The organism is Pseudomonas laurentiana, from assembly GCF_014648275.1.
GTDB classification, from domain to species: domain Bacteria; phylum Pseudomonadota; class Gammaproteobacteria; order Pseudomonadales; family Pseudomonadaceae; genus Aquipseudomonas; species Aquipseudomonas laurentiana.
This window is the reverse complement of record NZ_BMQU01000009.1, coordinates 118,965-134,960: the sequence shown is the minus strand read 5'-3', so window position 1 is coordinate 134,960 and position 15,996 is coordinate 118,965. Positions and strand designations below refer to the sequence as shown.

Annotated in this window: 17 protein-coding genes; 15 read left to right on the top strand and 2 right to left on the bottom strand. The window is 60.4% G+C overall.

Annotated elements, in window-relative coordinates; genetic code table 11:
- Nucleotides 1–10: 10 nt before the first annotated feature.
- The 13 genes from flhF to IE038_RS11500 all read left to right on the top strand — a co-directional run bounded on the left by flhF (nucleotide 11) and on the right by IE038_RS11500 (nucleotide 11,991).
- Nucleotides 11–1,321 (top strand): flagellar biosynthesis GTPase FlhF, encoded by a 1,311-nt coding sequence (gene flhF / locus IE038_RS11560; RefSeq protein WP_163933636.1) that lies wholly within the window; start codon nucleotides 11–13, stop codon nucleotides 1,319–1,321.
- A 120-nt stretch (nucleotides 1,322–1,441) separates the two neighbouring features.
- Nucleotides 1,442–2,275: a flagellar synthesis regulator FleN gene (fleN, locus tag IE038_RS11555; protein WP_163933633.1), complete on the top strand. Its 834-nt coding sequence runs from the start codon at nucleotides 1,442–1,444 to the stop codon at nucleotides 2,273–2,275.
- Nucleotides 2,272–3,012, top strand: a complete 741-nt coding sequence (fliA, locus tag IE038_RS11550; RefSeq protein WP_163933630.1) for an RNA polymerase sigma factor FliA — start codon at nucleotides 2,272–2,274, stop codon at nucleotides 3,010–3,012. The genes fleN and fliA overlap by 4 nt, the downstream gene beginning before the upstream one ends.
- A gap of 106 nt (nucleotides 3,013–3,118) precedes the next feature.
- Nucleotides 3,119–3,493: a chemotaxis response regulator CheY gene (locus IE038_RS11545; protein WP_189395653.1), complete on the top strand. Its 375-nt coding sequence runs from the start codon at nucleotides 3,119–3,121 to the stop codon at nucleotides 3,491–3,493.
- Between the two features lie 19 nt (nucleotides 3,494–3,512).
- Nucleotides 3,513–4,301, top strand: a complete 789-nt coding sequence (locus tag IE038_RS11540; protein WP_163933624.1) for a protein phosphatase CheZ — start codon at nucleotides 3,513–3,515, stop codon at nucleotides 4,299–4,301.
- Between the two features lie 12 nt (nucleotides 4,302–4,313).
- On the top strand, nucleotides 4,314–6,554 hold the full coding sequence (locus IE038_RS11535) for a chemotaxis protein CheA (RefSeq protein WP_189395652.1): 2,241 nt from the start codon (nucleotides 4,314–4,316) through the stop codon (nucleotides 6,552–6,554).
- A gap of 45 nt (nucleotides 6,555–6,599) precedes the next feature.
- Nucleotides 6,600–7,709, top strand: coding sequence for a protein-glutamate methylesterase/protein-glutamine glutaminase (locus IE038_RS11530; protein ID WP_163933621.1), 1,110 nt, complete (start codon nucleotides 6,600–6,602; stop codon nucleotides 7,707–7,709).
- Nucleotides 7,709–8,449 carry a flagellar motor protein gene (locus IE038_RS11525; protein WP_163933617.1) on the top strand — a complete coding sequence of 247 codons (741 nt, stop codon included), beginning with the start codon at nucleotides 7,709–7,711 and terminating at the stop codon, nucleotides 8,447–8,449. The genes IE038_RS11530 and IE038_RS11525 overlap by 1 nt, the downstream gene beginning before the upstream one ends.
- Before the next feature lie 3 nt (nucleotides 8,450–8,452).
- Nucleotides 8,453–9,340, top strand: a complete 888-nt coding sequence (gene motD, locus IE038_RS11520) for a flagellar motor protein MotD (protein WP_163933614.1) — start codon at nucleotides 8,453–8,455, stop codon at nucleotides 9,338–9,340.
- Nucleotides 9,341–9,385: 45 nt separating this feature from the next.
- The gene (locus IE038_RS11515) at nucleotides 9,386–10,174 is read left to right on the top strand and encodes a ParA family protein (protein WP_163933611.1); all 789 of its coding nucleotides are present in this window, start codon (nucleotides 9,386–9,388) and stop codon (nucleotides 10,172–10,174) included.
- Nucleotides 10,174–11,049 (top strand): CheW domain-containing protein, encoded by an 876-nt coding sequence (locus IE038_RS11510; RefSeq protein WP_189395651.1) that lies wholly within the window; start codon nucleotides 10,174–10,176, stop codon nucleotides 11,047–11,049. The genes IE038_RS11515 and IE038_RS11510 overlap by 1 nt, the downstream gene beginning before the upstream one ends.
- 68 nt (nucleotides 11,050–11,117) lie before the next feature.
- The gene (locus tag IE038_RS11505) at nucleotides 11,118–11,597 is read left to right on the top strand and encodes a chemotaxis protein CheW (protein ID WP_065760015.1); all 480 of its coding nucleotides are present in this window, start codon (nucleotides 11,118–11,120) and stop codon (nucleotides 11,595–11,597) included.
- A gap of 1 nt (nucleotide 11,598) precedes the next feature.
- Nucleotides 11,599–11,991, top strand: a complete 393-nt coding sequence (locus tag IE038_RS11500) for a DUF2802 domain-containing protein (RefSeq protein ID WP_065760016.1) — start codon at nucleotides 11,599–11,601, stop codon at nucleotides 11,989–11,991.
- 588 nt (nucleotides 11,992–12,579) lie between these two features.
- Here IE038_RS11500 and IE038_RS11495 read toward each other — a convergent pair.
- Both IE038_RS11495 and fliK read right to left on the bottom strand, forming a co-directional pair.
- Nucleotides 12,580–12,918, bottom strand: a complete 339-nt coding sequence (locus IE038_RS11495; RefSeq protein WP_163939550.1) for an EscU/YscU/HrcU family type III secretion system export apparatus switch protein — start codon at nucleotides 12,916–12,918, stop codon at nucleotides 12,580–12,582.
- Nucleotides 12,915–14,486, bottom strand: a complete 1,572-nt coding sequence (gene fliK / locus IE038_RS11490) for a flagellar hook-length control protein FliK (RefSeq protein WP_189395650.1) — start codon at nucleotides 14,484–14,486, stop codon at nucleotides 12,915–12,917. The genes IE038_RS11495 and fliK overlap by 4 nt, the downstream gene beginning before the upstream one ends.
- Before the next feature lie 194 nt (nucleotides 14,487–14,680).
- Between fliK and ccmA the strand changes: the two genes are divergently transcribed.
- A complete protein-coding gene (gene ccmA, locus IE038_RS11485) occupies nucleotides 14,681–15,313 on the top strand; it encodes a cytochrome c biogenesis heme-transporting ATPase CcmA (protein ID WP_163939548.1) in 633 nt (210 codons plus the stop codon).
- A complete protein-coding gene (ccmB, locus tag IE038_RS11480) occupies nucleotides 15,310–15,978 on the top strand; it encodes a heme exporter protein CcmB (protein WP_065759853.1) in 669 nt (222 codons plus the stop codon). Before ccmA ends, ccmB begins: the two co-directional genes overlap by 4 nt.
- Nucleotides 15,979–15,996: the final 18 nt, after the last annotated feature.

Genomic DNA, 15,996 nt, shown 5'->3' with positions numbered 1-15,996 from the left:
GTAGTGGGTTATGCAAGTTAAGCGTTTTTTCGCAGCCGATATGCGTCAGGCCATGAAGTTGGTTCGTGATGAGCTGGGGGCTGAGGCCGCCATCATCGGCAACCGACGGATTGCTGGCGGTGTCGAGCTGACGGCTGCGCTGGACTACAAGCTGTCCGCCTTGGCCCCACGGGTGCCCAATGTCGAACTCGAAGACGAATTGCGCAAGACACAGTCGCGCATTGTCACTGCCCAAGCTGAATTGAGCAGCCGTGTCGACGGTGACGAGACCGCCAATCGCCAGTTGTTTGCCGGCTTGCCGCTGACGGCATCGGAGCCGCTGATCGAGCCGCACGTCGACGAGCCGGCGCGTCCCCAGGTTGCACCTGCACCTGCGGTCGATCAGCGCCTGTTCGATTCGATGCGTTCCGAGCTGTCGGGTTTGCGTGAATTGCTGGAAGTGCAGCTGGGCTCGCTGGCCTGGACTCAACTGCAGGGCAGCAAGCCGCAGCAAGCGAGCCTTTGGCGCCGCCTGCAGCGTATTGGCTTGTCGGGGCCGTTGTCCCGCGAGCTGCTTGACCTGACCGCCGAGATTGAAGAACCGCGCCATGCCTGGCGGATGTTGCTGGCTCACCTGGCACGGATGATCAATGTGCCGGAAGTCGACCCGATCGAAGAGGGTGGGGTGATCGCCATGGTCGGCCCGGCCGGCATGGGCAAGACCACGACCCTTGCGAAGCTGGCGGCCCGTTATGTGCTCAAGTACGGTGCGCAGAACCTGGCGCTGGTGAGCATGGACAGTTTCCGCATCGGTGCTCAGGAACAACTGAAAACGCTCGGGCGTATCCTCAATGTCTCGGTCACTCATGTCGATCCGGGGCAGTCATTGGGGCAAGCGTTGGAGCCGTTGCTGCGCAAGCGTGTGGTGCTGATCGATACTGCAGGTTTGCAGGCCAGTGATCCGGCCCTGCGCATGCAACTGGAGACGCTGGCTGGTCGCGGTATCCAGGCGAAGAACTATCTGGTGTTGGCGACAACCAGCCAGAAGCAGGTGCTGACTGCGGCCTATCACAGCTACAAACGCTGTGGCCTGGCCGGTTGCATCCTGACCAAACTCGATGAAACCGCCAGCCTCGGAGAAGTGCTGAGCCTGGCGATCAGTCATGAATTGCCGGTGGCCTATCTGACGGATGGGCCGCGCATTCCGGATGACTTGCACCTGCCGCGCCGCCATCAGTTGGTCAGCCGCGCGGTCAGTGTGCAAATGCAGGACGAGCCCAGCGAGGAGGCCATGGCCGATATGTTCGCTGATCTCTATCACGGCCCCAAGCGTGTTGGTTGAGGGGCAGGTGAAGACGTTGCAAAGAATCTACATCAATGGTCTGCCAGGCATTTTTCAGGTGTTTGAAAGCGCAGCCAGTCATGTGGCCTCGGTCTAAGCAAGGCAAGGTAAAGAACAAACATGGGTAGCATGCATCCCGTACAGGTGATCGCCGTGACCGGCGGTAAAGGTGGCGTTGGCAAGACTAACGTGTCAGTGAACCTGTCACTGGCGTTGGCTGAGCTCGGCCGTCGCGTCATGCTGCTGGACGCCGACCTGGGCCTGGCTAACGTCGACGTGTTGCTGGGCCTTACGCCAAAGCGAACCCTGGCCGACGTCATCGAAGGACACTGCGAACTGCGCGATGTGTTGCTGCAGGGGCCGGGTGGCGTGCGCATCGTGCCCGCAGCGTCGGGTACGCAAAGCATGGTTCATCTGGCGCCCGCACAGCATGCAGGCCTGATTCAGGCGTTCAGCGATATCGGCGATAACCTCGATGTGCTGGTAATTGATACCGCTGCGGGTATTGGTGAATCGGTCGTCAGCTTCGTTCGCGCAGCCCAGGAAGTATTGCTGGTGGTCTGTGACGAGCCGACCTCGATTACCGACGCCTATGCGCTGATCAAGCTGCTTAACCGCGATTACGGCATGAACCGCTTCCGCGTGCTCGCGAACATGGCACAAAGCCCTCAGGAAGGTCGCAACCTGTTCGCTAAGTTGACCAAGGTCACGGATCGCTTCCTAGATGTCGCCCTACAATACGTCGGTGCGGTGCCCTATGACGAATGCGTACGCAAAGCCGTGCAGAAGCAGCGAGCGGTCTATGAAGCCTTCCCGCGTTCCAAGTGCGCGCTGGCGTTCAAGGCCATCGCTCAGAAGGTTGATAGCTGGCCGTTGCCGGCCAACCCGCGCGGCCATCTGGAATTTTTCGTCGAGCGTCTGGTGCAGCCGACCAGCGTAGGGCCAGCGCTATGAGTGCGAGCGGTTTTCGGATGTACAGCAAGGCCTCGCGCGACGCGCAGTATGAGTTGGTCGAACGCTATGCGCCGTTGGTCAAGCGCATTGCCTACCACCTGTTGGCGCGCTTGCCGGCCAGTGTTCAGGTCGAAGACCTGATCCAGGCCGGCATGATCGGTTTGCTTGAGGTGGCCAATAAATACGACGCCAGCAAAGGCGCCAGTTTCGAGACCTACGCCGGCATTCGCATCCGTGGTGCGATGCTCGACGAAGTGCGCAAGGGCGATTGGGCGCCGCGCTCGGTTCATCGCAATACCCGCATGGTCAGTGACGCAATTCGCGCTGTTGAAGCAAAAACAGGTCGTGACGCTAAAGATCATGAGGTTGCTGCCGAACTTCAATTGAGTCTCGATGATTATTACGGGATTTTGAATGACACCTTGGGCAGTCGCCTGTTCAGCTTCGACGACCTGTTGCAGGACGGCGAGCATGAAGGGCTGCACGAGGACGGCGCCAGTGCCCAGATCGAGCCTTCGCGCGATCTGGAGGACGAGCGCTTTCAGGCGGCGTTGGCAGATGCCATTGCCAACCTGCCTGAGCGCGAGCGTCTGGTGTTGGCGTTGTATTACGACGAAGAGCTGAACCTCAAGGAAATCGGCGAGGTGCTTGGGGTCAGTGAGTCGCGGGTCAGCCAGTTGCACAGCCAGTGTGCTGCACGCTTGCGTGGGCGACTGGGAGAATGGCGCGCGCGTTGATTGCTGGGTTTCATGCAGTCGTGAAAATGTTGTGCCGGATTTGATTGAGTGCGCGTTCAGCGCTGAGCGCGTTAAAGACTGCTTGGAGGTCTAATTGGACAAGAACATGAAAATCCTCATCGTTGACGATTTTTCGACGATGCGGCGGATCATCAAGAACCTGTTGCGTGACCTGGGTTTCACCAATACCCAGGAAGCGGACGACGGCATCACTGCACTGCCAATGCTGCACAGCGGCAACTTTGATTTCCTGGTGACGGACTGGAACATGCCAGGCATGTCCGGTATCGACCTGCTGCGTACGGTTCGCGCTGACGAGCGCCTGAAGCACCTGCCGGTGCTGATGGTAACCGCAGAGGCCAAGCGTGATCAGATCATTGAGGCAGCTCAGGCTGGCGTTAACGGTTACGTGGTAAAACCATTCACGGCTCAGGTGCTGAAAGAAAAGATCGAGAAGATCTTCGAGCGCGTCAATAGCTGAGGTACACCACGGGGGCGCTATGGAGCACAAACAATCGTCGTTGGGCGACTTCGAGTCGACACTGAAGAAACATGCCAACGAGCTTGTCGAGAGCCTTGAACGAGGTCAATTCGGCGACGCGGTACAACTGATCCATCAGCTGAACCAGACCCGTGATCGTGGCCTGTATCAGGAAGTCGGCAAGCTCACCCGCGAATTGCACAGTGCGATCGTCAGTTTTCATATTGACCCGCAGATGCCGCAGGCTGAGGAAGTTTCGCAGATCACCGATGCCACCGAGCGCTTGTCCTATGTGGTCAAGCTCACCGAGGGCGCGGCTAACCGGACCATGGACCTGGTCGAGCAAAGTACACCGGTGCTTCAAGCATTGAGCGCCGAGGCAAGTACCTTGAGTGCCGACTGGCAGCGTTTCATGCGTCGAGAAGTGGCTGCGCCAGAGTTTCGTGAGCTGGCGCGTCGCGTTGACAGTTTTCTGACGCGCAGCGAGGCAGGCACCCGGGAAGTGGCAGGCCACCTCAATGACATTGTGTTGGCTCAGGACTACCAAGACCTGACCGGCCAGGTGATCAAGCGCGTCACGCAACTGGTTACCGAAGTAGAAAGCAATCTGCTCAAGCTCGTATTGATGGCCAGTCAAGTCGACCGTTTTGCCGGTATTGAACATGACCACCAGCAGCTACGTGCTGAAAAAGATCAAGAAAAACATCCGACTCGGGGTGAAGGTCCGCAGATTCATGCCGATAAGCGTGAAGACGTCGTGTCCGGTCAGGACGATGTCGACGATCTGTTGTCCAGCCTGGGTTTTTAGGGAGCACGTTTAATGAGCTTCGGCGCCGATGAAGAAATCCTCCAGGATTTCCTGGTAGAAGCCGGCGAAATTCTTGAGCAACTGTCCGAGCAATTGGTCGAGCTGGAAAGCCGACCTGATGATTCGGACCTGCTCAATGCAATCTTTCGCGGCTTTCACACTGTAAAAGGGGGCGCCGGCTTCCTCCAGCTCAATGAGCTGGTGGAGTGCTGCCATATTGCCGAGAACGTGTTCGACATTCTGCGCAAGGGTGAGCGTCGCGTTGACTCCGAGCTGATGGACGTCGTTCTGGAAGCCCTGGACACGGTCAACAGCATGTTCGGCCAAGTGCGTGAGCGCAGCGATGTTACGCCCGCCACACCAGAGCTTCTGGCTGCACTGGCACGCCTGGCCGAACCGGCTTCGGCCCAGCCGGCCGCAGTGCCTGAGCCTGTCGTTGAGTCCGAGCCAGAGCCGGTTGCCGAAGCGCCCGCAGCGGCGGAGTCCGGCGATATTACCGATACGGAATTCGAACAGCTGCTCGACTCGCTCAATGCCGTCAAGGCTGAGGCCGAAGCGCCCGTTGCTCCTGTCGCGCCGGCCGGTGATGAGATCACCGATGATGAGTTCGAGTCGTTGCTGGACCAACTGCATGGTAAAGGTCAGTTTGCCGCCGGCAGTCTTGCCACGGCAGCTACCCCTGCGTCGGAAGCGGTTGCCGAGGCTGGCGCTGAAGCCGGGAACGAAATCACGGACGACGAGTTTGAAGCGCTGCTGGACCAGCTTCATGGCAAGGGCACCTTTGCCGTGGATGCCCTGCCGGCAGCCGCAGTGGAGTCTGCGGGGGCTGAAGCCCCGGGCGATCATATTTCCGAGCACGAGTTTGAGGCGTTGCTCGATCAGATTCATGGCAAAGGCAAGTTTGCCGAGGGCGCTGCTGCATCCGCTTCGGCAGCGCAGGCCACCGTTGCCAAACCGGCAGCCAAGCCGGCGCCTGCTCCTGCGGCGGCACCTGCTCCTGTTGCCAAGCCTGCTGCAGCAGCTGCACCAGCGCCTGCTCGTCAGGCTGCACCCGCATCAGCCGACAAGCATGCTGCCAGTGAAGCCGAAACGACGGTGCGGGTCGATACCGCCCGCCTCGATGAGATCATGAACATGGTCGGCGAGTTGGTGCTGGTGCGTAACCGCTTGGTGCGTCTGGGCCTGAACAGTGGCGATGAGGCCATGTCCAAGGCCGTTTCGAACCTCGACGTGGTCACCGCTGATCTGCAGACCGCGGTCATGAAGACCCGTATGCAGCCGATCAAGAAGGTCTTCGGGCGCTTCCCGCGCCTGGTTCGTGACCTGGCACGCCAGTTGAAGAAAGAAATCAACCTGGAGCTGGTGGGCGAAGAGACCGACCTGGACAAAAACCTCGTCGAGGCGCTGGCCGACCCGTTGGTCCACTTGGTGCGCAACGCCGTCGACCATGGTGTCGAAACGCCGGAAGAGCGCGAAGCCTCTGGCAAGTCCCGTGGCGGCAAGGTCGTGCTTTCGGCTGAGCAGGAGGGCGATCACATCCTGTTGTCGATCTCCGACGACGGCAAAGGCATGGACCCCAACGTGCTGCGCGCCAAGGCTGTGGAAAAGGGCCTGATGGACAAGGATGCAGCGGATCGCCTGAGCGAATCGGACTGCTACAACCTGATCTTCGCCCCGGGCTTTTCCACCAAGACCGAGATTTCCGATGTGTCCGGCCGAGGTGTCGGCATGGACGTGGTGAAAACCAAGATCTCCCAGCTCAATGGCTCGATCAACATCTACTCGGCCAAGGGGCAGGGTTCGAAGATCGTCATCAAGGTGCCGTTGACCCTGGCGATCATGCCAACGCTGATGGTCATGCTTGGCAACCAGGCGTTCGCCTTCCCGCTGGTCAACGTCAACGAAATTTTCCACCTCGATCTGTCGCGTACCAACGTGGTGGATGGTCAGGAAGTGGTGATCGTACGTGATAAGGCGTTGCCACTGTTTTATCTCAAGCGCTGGTTGGTCAGCTCTGCCGCTCATGAAGAGCAGCATGAAGGCCATGTGGTGATTCTCTCGGTGGGCACTCAGCGGATCGGCTTCGTCGTCGATCAACTGGTCGGCCAGGAAGAGGTAGTCATCAAGCCGCTGGGCAAGATGCTGCAAGGCACCCCAGGGATGTCGGGCGCCACCATTACCGGTGACGGGCGCATTGCGCTGATCCTCGACGTTCCGAGCATGCTCAAGCGTTACGCTGCCCGGCGTATTTGATCCCGGTGGCGCGGTCTTTCGACCGCGCCCCGTAATGGAGTGTTTATGGCAGTCAAGGTCCTGGTGGTGGATGATTCCGGTTTCTTCCGCCGCCGTGTCTCGGAAATTCTTTCAGCGGACCCGACTATCCAGGTCGTGGGCACCGCGACCAACGGCAAGGAAGCGATCGACCAAGCCCTGTCGCTCAAGCCCGATGTCATCACCATGGACTATGAAATGCCCATGATGGATGGCATCACCGCCGTTCGGCACATCATGCAGCGTTGCCCGACGCCGGTATTGATGTTTTCTTCGCTGACCCACGAAGGCGCTCGCGTTACCCTCGATGCACTGGATGCCGGTGCGGTGGATTACCTGCCGAAGAACTTCGAGGACATTTCGCGCAACCCGGAAAAGGTCAAGCAGCTGCTGTGTGAGAAGGTTCATACCATTTCCCGCAGCAACCGCCGTTTCAGCAGTTTCGCTACGCCAGCACCTGTTGCAGCGCCGAGCCCGCAGGCCAGTGTCAGCAGTATGGCGTCGCCAGGCCTCTCTCGCCCTGCACCCGTGCCCGCACGGGCGGCTGCACCCAGCTCGCCTGCGCCCAAGCGTAAGTCCTACAAGCTGTTGGCCATTGGCACGTCGACGGGCGGCCCGGTTGCCCTGCAACGCGTACTGACCCAGCTTCCGGCAAACTTCCCGGCGCCGATCGTATTGATCCAGCACATGCCAGCGGCCTTCACCAAGGCATTTGCCGAGCGTCTGGACAAGCTATGCAAGATCAGCGTCAAGGAGGCCGAGGACGGCGACGTGTTGCGTCCTGGTCTGGCGCTGCTGGCCCCAGGCGGCAAACAGATGATGGTCGATGCGCGTGGTACGGTGAAAATCCTTCCGGGCGACGAACGTCTGAACTACAAGCCGTGCGTGGACATCACCTTCGGCTCTGCTGCGAAGTCCTACGGTGACAAGGTCTTGGCCGTGGTGTTGACCGGCATGGGTGCCGATGGCCGTGAGGGTGCACGCCTGCTCAAGCAGGGCGGTAGCCAGGTCTGGGCTCAGGATGAAGCCAGTTGCGTGATCTATGGCATGCCCATGGCCATCGTAAAGGCCAATCTGGCAGACGCGGTGTACGGCCTGGATGAGATTGGCCGGCACCTGGTCGAGGCGTGTGTCTAATGGATGTCTTGAGCCTTATCGGGATCATCCTGGCTTTTGTCGCCATTATTGGTGGCAACTACCTGGAAGGCGGTCATCTTTCTGCGCTGATCAACGGCCCTGCAGCCCTGATCGTACTGGGCGGCACGTTGGCGGCTTCGCTGCTGCAGTCGCCGATGAGCGCTTTCAAGCGGGCGATGCAAATTGCCATCTGGATCCTGTTTCCGCCACGGGTTGACCTGGCCGGTGGTATCGACCGGGTCGTCAATTGGAGCCTGACGGCGCGCAAGGAAGGCCTGTTGGGGCTGGAAGGCGTGGCTGACGCTGAATCCGATCCATATGCGCGCAAGGGCTTGCAACTGTTGGTCGATGGTGCGGAACCGGAAGCGATTCGAAGCATTCTCGAGGTGGATTTCTACACCCAGGAAAGCCGGGATATTCAGGCTGCAAAGGTGTTCGAGAGCATGGGCGGCTATGCGCCGACCATCGGTATCATCGGTGCGGTCATGGGCTTGATCCATGTAATGGGTAACCTGGCAGACCCGTCCCAATTGGGTAATGGTATTGCCGTTGCGTTTGTGGCGACGATCTATGGTGTTGCCAGTGCCAACCTGATCCTGCTGCCGATTGCCAACAAGCTGAAAGCCCTGGCCCTGCGCCAGTCGCGGTACCGGGAAATGCTCCTGGAAGGCCTGTTGTCGATTGCTGAAGGTGAAAACCCGCGCTCGATCGAGTTGAAGCTTCAGGGCTTCATGGAGTAACACATGGCTCGCCGTCGCGCCCCCGAAGAACATGAGAATCACGAGCGCTGGCTGGTGTCGTACGCCGACTTCATCACCTTGCTGTTTGCCTTTTTCGTGGTCATGTACTCGATTTCCTCGATCAACGAGGGCAAGTACAAAATAATTTCCCAGGCCCTGCTCGGTGTCTTCAATGACCCCGAGCGGAGCATGCGGCCGATCCCGATTGGCGATGAGCAGCCGCTCAGCGTCAAGCCCGCCGAACCTTTGATCAGGGACAGTGAGCAGGTCGATGCTGGCCTTGCTCAAGCCAACAGTGATCCCCTCAAGACCATCTCCAATGATGTGCGCGATGCCTTCGGTGACTTGATCAAATCTGATCAGATGACCGTGCGCGGCAACGAATTGTGGGTGGAGATCGAATTGAACTCCTCGTTGTTGTTTGGCAGTGGCGATGCCATGCCCAGCGATGCAGCCTTCAACATCATTGAAAAAGTGGCGCGGATTCTCAAACCTTTTGCCAACCCGGTACATGTCGAGGGCTTCACTGACGATTTACCGATCCGGACTGCGCAGTACCCGACCAACTGGGAGCTGTCGTCGGCGCGGGCGGCGAGCATCGTGCGCCTGTTGGCGATGGAAGGCGTCAACCCCGCGCGCATGGCCTCGGTGGGCTATGGCGAGTTTCAACCGATTGCCAGCAACACGTCGGCAGAAGGGCGTGCCCGCAACCGTCGGGTGGTGCTGGTGATCTCGCGTAACCTTGAAGTACGCCGCAGCCTGACCGGCACAGGCAGCGCCAATGCCACGCCAGATGCAGCCATGAAGCGAGCTGGCACACAAACTGCACCGCGAGTGGTATCACCGACGGTCGGGGCCAACCCCGTCAATTCCCCGTCACCGACCTTATAACCGATCCCGGTAGGGCAGGTTGCCGTAGCGGGAGGAAGCAGCGCAATGAGAGTCTGGGCAGTAGCCAATCAAAAAGGTGGCGTCGGCAAGACCACCACTTCCATCGCCTTGGCCGGCTTGCTGGCTGATGCGGGCAAGCGCGTGGTCGTGGTCGACCTCGATCCTCATGGATCGATGACCAGCTACTTCGGGCATAACCCCGATACCCTGGAACACAGTAGTTTCGACCTGTTCCTGCACAAAGGCAGCGTTCCTGAAGGCTTGCCGGGGCAACTGCTGCTGCCGACCAGCCACGACAACATATCGTTGTTGCCGTCGAGTACCGCGCTGGCCACTCTGGAGCGTCAGTCCCCCGGGCAAAGTGGCCTGGGCCTGGTGATCGCCAAGAGTCTGGCGCAGCTGTGGCAGGATTTCGACTATGCAATCATCGACAGCCCGCCGCTACTCGGCGTGTTGATGGTCAACGCCTTGGCTGCCAGCCAGCAACTGGTGATTCCGGTGCAAACCGAGTACCTGGCGGTCAAGGGGCTCGAACGTATGGTCAGCACCCTGGCGATGGTGAACCGCTCGCGCAAGCAGGCGTTGCCGTTCCATATCGTACCGACCTTGTTCGATCGGCGTACCCAGGCGTCCATGGGCACGCTGCGGGTGCTGCGTGACAGTTACCCGGAAAACATATGGCAGGGCTACATCCCGGTTGATACGCGCCTGCGTGATGCCAGCCGTGCCGGTTTGACGCCTTCGCAATTTGACGGCAAAAGCCGTGGCGTAACCGCTTACAGGGCGCTGCTCAAGCAGTTGCTTACCCACAACGCCGCAGCGCAGGTGGCTTGATGACTCGCCCCGCGTTGATCGCCACCCGGCCACAACTGGCCCTGCAATCCTACCTGGATGGCTTGTTGCAGGAAGCGACCGAAGAGTTGGAGCCGCCGCGTGTTGAAACGGTTCGCCCTCCCGTTGAAGCGCCAGTGGAACTGGATGAGTTTCAGGCGGCCGTGCTTGAAGAGCAGGTGCGTGACGCCAAGCGTCAGCCGTCTGTATCGGTAGAAGTCACGACAACGGTATTTGCCGAGCCGACCCGCTTGGTGATGCCTGTAACCGCGCCACCACTGGAGGTGGCGGCAGCGCCAGCGCCAGCGGCTGCGGTGGTCGAAACGCCCGTGCCGGTTGAGCCGCTGGTGGAGATTCATTTACCGCCTGCACTCAACCCACCTGTACCGCCGTTGACAACGGATGGTCGCCCGGCGTGGGCTGCCGAGCCGTTTGAGTGCCTGCTGTTCGACGTCGCCGGGCTGACACTGGCCGTTCCGCTGGTGTGCCTGGGTTCGATTTACTCATTGGCCGGTCAGGAACTGACGCCGTTGTTTGGCCAGCCTGACTGGTTCCTCGGCATCCTGCCAAGCCAGGCCGGCAACCTGAAAGTCCTGGACACTGCCCGTTGGGTCATGCCTGACCGCTACCGCGATGATTTCCGCCAAGGGCTGCAGTACGTGATTTCGGTACAGGGTTACGAGTGGGGGCTGGCGGTGCATCAGGTGAGCCGCTCGTTGCGCCTGGACCCCAATGAAATCAAATGGCGCAGCCAACGTGGTCAGCGGCCATGGCTGGCCGGAACCGTGATTGAACATATGTGCGCCTTGCTGGATGTCGCCGAGTTGGCTGAGCTGATTGCCAGTGGTGCGGTCAAGCAGATGCACAAGCAACCATAAAATGAGGGTCGCACCACGTGCGGCCACACTGAGCACACCGCCGACGGCGGATTTTGAGGGTTAGGGGAATGAAAAAGACATCTGCACAAGGTTCCGAAGATCCGATTCTGCAGTGGGTGACCTTCCGCCTGGACAACGAGTCCTATGGCATCAATGTGATGCAGGTGCAGGAAGTCCTTCGCTACACCGAAATTGCGCCTGTGCCGGGTGCGCCGAGCTATGTGCTGGGCATCATCAACCTGCGCGGTAACGTCGTCACCGTGATTGATACGCGTCAGCGTTTCGGCCTGGCCCCGACCGACGTCAGCGACAATACCCGTATCGTCATCATCGAAGCGGACAAGCAAGTTGTCGGCATTCTGGTCGACAGCGTTGCCGAAGTGGTCTACCTGCGCCAATCGGAAGTTGAAACCGCGCCGAATGTTGGCAACGAGGAATCGGCCAAGTTCATTCAAGGCGTATGCAACAAGAACGGCGAGCTGCTGATTCTGGTTGAGTTGGACAAGATGATGACCGAGGAAGAATGGTCCGAGCTGGAGAACATCTGATTTGATCTTCGAGGTTGCAGTCATTTTTCTGGCACTGCTCTGGGCGGTAAGCTTGTGGCTGTTTCTGGGGTACAGCAAGCGCCAGCGTGAACTGGCCTCGCAACAGGCCCAGGGTGATGCGCTGCGTGATCAGCGCATCAAGGACCTGGCCAAACGCCTGGACGATTACCAGAACGGCACCGTGCGAATGGGCGAAGCCCTGCATGAGTTGCGTGCGGTAGTGGCACCGTTGCCCGACAAGCTGATGCAGTTGGAGCAGCGTGATCCCAACAGCCTGTCCTTTGCCCAGGCTGAGCGTTTGGTTGGTATGGGCGCCAGCGTCGACGAACTGACCCAGTCCTGTGGCCTGACCCAGGCCGAGGCAGAGCTGATGAGTAAGCTGCACCGTGGCTAAGCGTCCAATCAACTGCATCAAGGTCAAGAACCGCGCCGTTTTCCTTCACGGATAAGCGGCGAGTTCCTCCCTCGTCCCGACATCCGGCCCTCCGCTGCGCTACGGGTCCTCTCACTCCGGCAGTGCTCCCGCCGGGACCGTGCTGAAGGGCCTTCCTGGCCCTCAGCGCTCACCAGGCATCCCTGCCTGGCACTCAGCTACCAAGCGAAGCAGCGAGCCTCTGCTTCTCAGTGCGCGGAATGTCAGGCGCCGCAGGACGTCCCTTCAGAAGGCTGAGTGGAGTCATCGCGGAGTGGGGTGCGAGGCATGGAGGCCTCGCAAGTGCTGATGGGCCATGGATGGCCCGTCGGCGCGTCCACACGGGAGCGATGGCGTAAGGAAGGCACCCGAAGCGCAGCGGAGGGCCGGATGTCGGGACAGGGCGTTTTGCCCACTTTTGCGCCCTATCAAAAGTGGGTCGCCGTAAAGGGCGAAACCAGCCGGTGGTGCCGCTGCAGGGAATGGATATGCTCTCGAGGTGAGTGCCGATAGGCACAAACACGCATCGCCCCTGATAGAAACTGCTTCATTAAGTGAACAGCATTACGCTCAGAGGGGGAGCGTCGGCAGCCCCAGCGTCTGTGGCGTTACATCACGCTCCTGTACACCTTCATCGACAAAGCCCACCGGCACCTTGCCTTTGAGTTGCCAGGCGAACGCGATGATCTCCGCGATGGTCAGGTACAAGGCTTCCGGGATACGGTCGCCCAATTCCATGCGTGCCAGCAGTGTTACCAGATCGGCGTTTTCGTAGATCGGCACTTCATGGTCGCGTGCCAGGGCCAGGATCGCTTCGGCCAGTGCGTCATCACCTTTGGCTGTAAGGGTAGGGGCTTGTTGGCCGTCGTAGCTCAGGGCAATGGCCTGGCGAGGGGCTTTGTCAGTCATGCGTTTTCATCCACCCAACGTTGTTCCAGACGCGTACGCGCCCCTTGCGGCGGTGTACCGTGATGGCAGTTCAATTCGCCGACGCTCAACCCCCGTGCAAGCAAGCGCGCCCTCAGGTCGTTCAGTTGGCTTTCGATCAGGCGCGCTGTACCGGGCAGTTCGGCCCATAACTGGCTCGAAAGGCAGCCCTGGGCTAGCTGCGCCTGCACTTGCAACGGGCCTAATGGGCTGAGATCGAACGACAGCTCAATCTTCCAGCGCATTTCCAGTGGGTCGCGCTTTTCACGCTCTGGGTCGGCCTGTTGTTCGGGTGTCTCTTCGCGTTGCAGTTTGACCTGCAAGGGCATGAACTCCTGGCCGGTACGCAGCGGAACTTCCAGTTGCCACGTGGTCTGCAGGGTGCCATCGGCCGTACTGCCGGTTTGCTCAAGGCTCGCCAGTTGGTGACTTTGCAGTCGAGACACTGCCCCAGCCGCCAGGCGCAGCAGATGCTCCAGATCGCCTTCGCCCTCCAGGCTTTGCAGTAGCCGTGAGGGCAGGGGGAAGCTGGAAGGGGTGGTGCGTGCGCCCACCTGGCCGAGCATGCCCAGTGCGTTGCGCAGCATGCCTGGCATGGTCTGGGACAGGGTGGTGGCTGCCGTGGCCGGGTTGAACGGCGTGCTGCTGGGTAGCCCTTGCAGTACCTGTGCGATCAGGCGCACTACCTGGGCCTTGAGGTCCGGGGCAAGGCTGTTGGGCAGGCCATTGAGCAACTTGGCTTCCAGAAACAGGCCGCTGTTGTTCATGGCCTGGGCCAGGCCCTTCGCATCGCTGAGCTGGCGGACATCCGGCAGGCTGGCGAGCAGTGCATCGACGTTGGTGCGCAACGCGGCAGGTTGCTGATCATCGCTGGCGATTCGCTGCAAAGCGGCCAGCAGGCTCGGCAGCGACGCTTGGCGGGCTTGCTGGCTACTCAGGTGTTGAGCGATTGCCAACTGGTCCTGACGGCCGCTCAGCGGCATGAAGGACAGCTGCTGTTCGCCACGCACGACCGCACTGAGCAAGCTGCCCAGTGGCAGCGGGCGAGGGCTGTCCACGGCCAGGGTGGCGCCTGCCTGGGCGGTATTGAGCAGGCTGACCAGTGAGCGGAACACGCTGGCCTGACCGTTGGCCTGGGGCAATGCCTGGCTGGTCAGCACCTTGCCTTGCAGCAGGGTGCCGACCGGCAGTTGGCGGGTGTCGATCTGGGTCAGCGTGGTGACCGTGTTGGCCTTGGCCTGTTGCACGCCAATGGCCAGGGCCGAGGCGCTGGGCTGACTGACGGTCAGTTGGCTGCCTTGGGCCAGCGGCTGGCTGCTGTTGGCTTGTACGTTGGTTTGCCGCCCGTTGTCCTGGGTCAGCTTGAGCAGCAGTTGGAAGTCCTGGCCATTCTGTTTCAGCGAGAGGACTTCAGCGTCTGCGGTTTCGCCGGGAGCCAGCAGGCCCTGCTGCGGCTGCAAAAGCCTGAGCAGCTCACCTGTCATGGCAGCACTGCGTGCTTGCGGATTGACCAGTGCCTGCGTGCCGAGGCTGTTGATTTCGCCTGTCATCGAGTTACAACCTGTCGAAATAGCCCTCTTTGCAGTAGGACATGGCATGTATAATGCGGCCCGATCTTTCGGGGAGCCTTGGGCTCGCGGTCTGGTGCTCTTTTGAACAGACCAGTCGGCCGCGTCACCGTTCCAGTATAACGGCCGCGCCGGGACCGACTTGAGACAGTCATCCGAACCAATAAGGCAAACCTGTGATCCCTCAACTCGAAGCGGTGGCCCTGGCCTGCGAGCGTGACTGGCGAATGCTCTTCGAGCATCTCGATCTGCAGTTGGCCGCTGGCGACATGCTCCAGATCAGCGGTCCCAACGGCAGTGGTAAAACCAGCCTGTTGCGGCTTTTGGCCGGTTTGATGCGCCCGACCAGTGGCGAAATCCTCGTTCAGGGCAAGCCCTTGGCCGAGCAGCGCGGCGAACTGGCCCGGTTGCTGCTGTGGATTGGCCACGCGGCGGGGATCAAGGACCTGCTCACGCCCGAGGAAAACCTTAGCTGGCTGTGCGCCTTGCACCGCCCGGCCGGGCGCGAGGCGATCTGGCAGGCACTTGAAACGGTTGGCTTGCGTGGCTTCGAGGATGTGCCCTGTCATACGTTGTCGGCCGGTCAGCAGCGTCGTGTGGCCCTGGCCCGGTTGTACCTGGACAGCCCGCCGCTGTGGATTCTCGACGAACCGTTCACGGCACTCGACAAGCAGGGGGTGGCCCAGTTGGAAGCTCATCTGGCACGCCACTGTGAGACGGGCGGCATGGTGATTCTCACCACACACCATACGCTGGAGCGCAAACCCTCCGGTTACCGTGAACTGAACCTGGGGCAGTGGGCCGCATGAGTGTATTTGTCCTGTTGCTGAGCCGCGAGGCGCGGCTGCTGTGTCGACGCCCGGCAGAGCTGGCCAACCCCCTGGTGTTCTTCGCCATCGTCATTGCGCTGTTCCCTTTGGCGGTCGGTCCTGAGACACAATTGTTGCAAACCTTGTCACCTGGGTTAGTGTGGGTGGCGGCACTTTTGTCCGTCCTGCTCTCGCTGGACGGGCTTTTCCGCAGTGATTTCGAGGATGGATCGCTCGAGCAGTGGGTCCTTTCGTCGCACCCCCTGCCTCTTCTGGTATTGGCCAAGGTGCTGGCACACTGGGCCTTTTCCGGCCTGGCACTGGTATTGTTGGCACCGCTGCTGGCCTTGATGCTCGGCTTGCCGAGTGCCAGCCTGCCGGTGCTGCTGGCATCACTTTTGCTCGGCACTCCAGTGTTGAGCCTGTTGGGTGCCGTGGGTGCGGCCCTGACGGTCGGTTTGAAACGCGGCGGCCTGCTACTGGCGCTGTTGATTCTGCCGTTGTATATCCCGGTGTTGATTCTGGGCAGTGGCGCGTTGCAGGCGTCGCTGCAGGCGATGCCGGCGACCGGTTATCTGCTCTGGCTTGGTAGCCTGACCGCCCTGGCAGTAACGCTGGCACCCTTTGCAATAGCGGCTGGCCTGAAGATCAGCGTCGGCGAATAATGAGGTCTGGGCTTACTG

Bases quoted from the DNA above. Each gene is read 5' to 3' on its own strand.
- IE038_RS11530 (WP_163933621.1), top strand. From the start codon at position 6,600: ATGGCAGTCAAGGTCCTGGTGGTGGATGATTCCGGTTTCTTCCGCCGC.
- ccmB (WP_065759853.1), top strand. From the start codon at position 15,310: ATGAGTGTATTTGTCCTGTTGCTGAGCCGCGAGGCGCGGCTGCTGTGT.
- motD (WP_163933614.1), top strand. From the start codon at position 8,453: ATGGCTCGCCGTCGCGCCCCCGAAGAACATGAGAATCACGAGCGCTGG.
- IE038_RS11545 (WP_189395653.1), top strand. From the start codon at position 3,119: ATGAAAATCCTCATCGTTGACGATTTTTCGACGATGCGGCGGATCATC.
- IE038_RS11505 (WP_065760015.1), top strand. From the start codon at position 11,118: ATGAAAAAGACATCTGCACAAGGTTCCGAAGATCCGATTCTGCAGTGG.
- IE038_RS11510 (WP_189395651.1), top strand. From the start codon at position 10,174: ATGACTCGCCCCGCGTTGATCGCCACCCGGCCACAACTGGCCCTGCAA.
- fliA (WP_163933630.1), top strand. From the start codon at position 2,272: ATGAGTGCGAGCGGTTTTCGGATGTACAGCAAGGCCTCGCGCGACGCG.
- IE038_RS11495 (WP_163939550.1), bottom strand. From the start codon at position 12,918: ATGACTGACAAAGCCCCTCGCCAGGCCATTGCCCTGAGCTACGACGGC.
- IE038_RS11540 (WP_163933624.1), top strand. From the start codon at position 3,513: ATGGAGCACAAACAATCGTCGTTGGGCGACTTCGAGTCGACACTGAAG.
- IE038_RS11515 (WP_163933611.1), top strand. From the start codon at position 9,386: ATGAGAGTCTGGGCAGTAGCCAATCAAAAAGGTGGCGTCGGCAAGACC.
- fliK (WP_189395650.1), bottom strand. From the start codon at position 14,486: ATGACAGGCGAAATCAACAGCCTCGGCACGCAGGCACTGGTCAATCCG.
- flhF (WP_163933636.1), top strand. From the start codon at position 11: ATGCAAGTTAAGCGTTTTTTCGCAGCCGATATGCGTCAGGCCATGAAG.
- IE038_RS11535 (WP_189395652.1), top strand. From the start codon at position 4,314: ATGAGCTTCGGCGCCGATGAAGAAATCCTCCAGGATTTCCTGGTAGAA.
- fleN (WP_163933633.1), top strand. From the start codon at position 1,442: ATGGGTAGCATGCATCCCGTACAGGTGATCGCCGTGACCGGCGGTAAA.
- IE038_RS11525 (WP_163933617.1), top strand. From the start codon at position 7,709: ATGGATGTCTTGAGCCTTATCGGGATCATCCTGGCTTTTGTCGCCATT.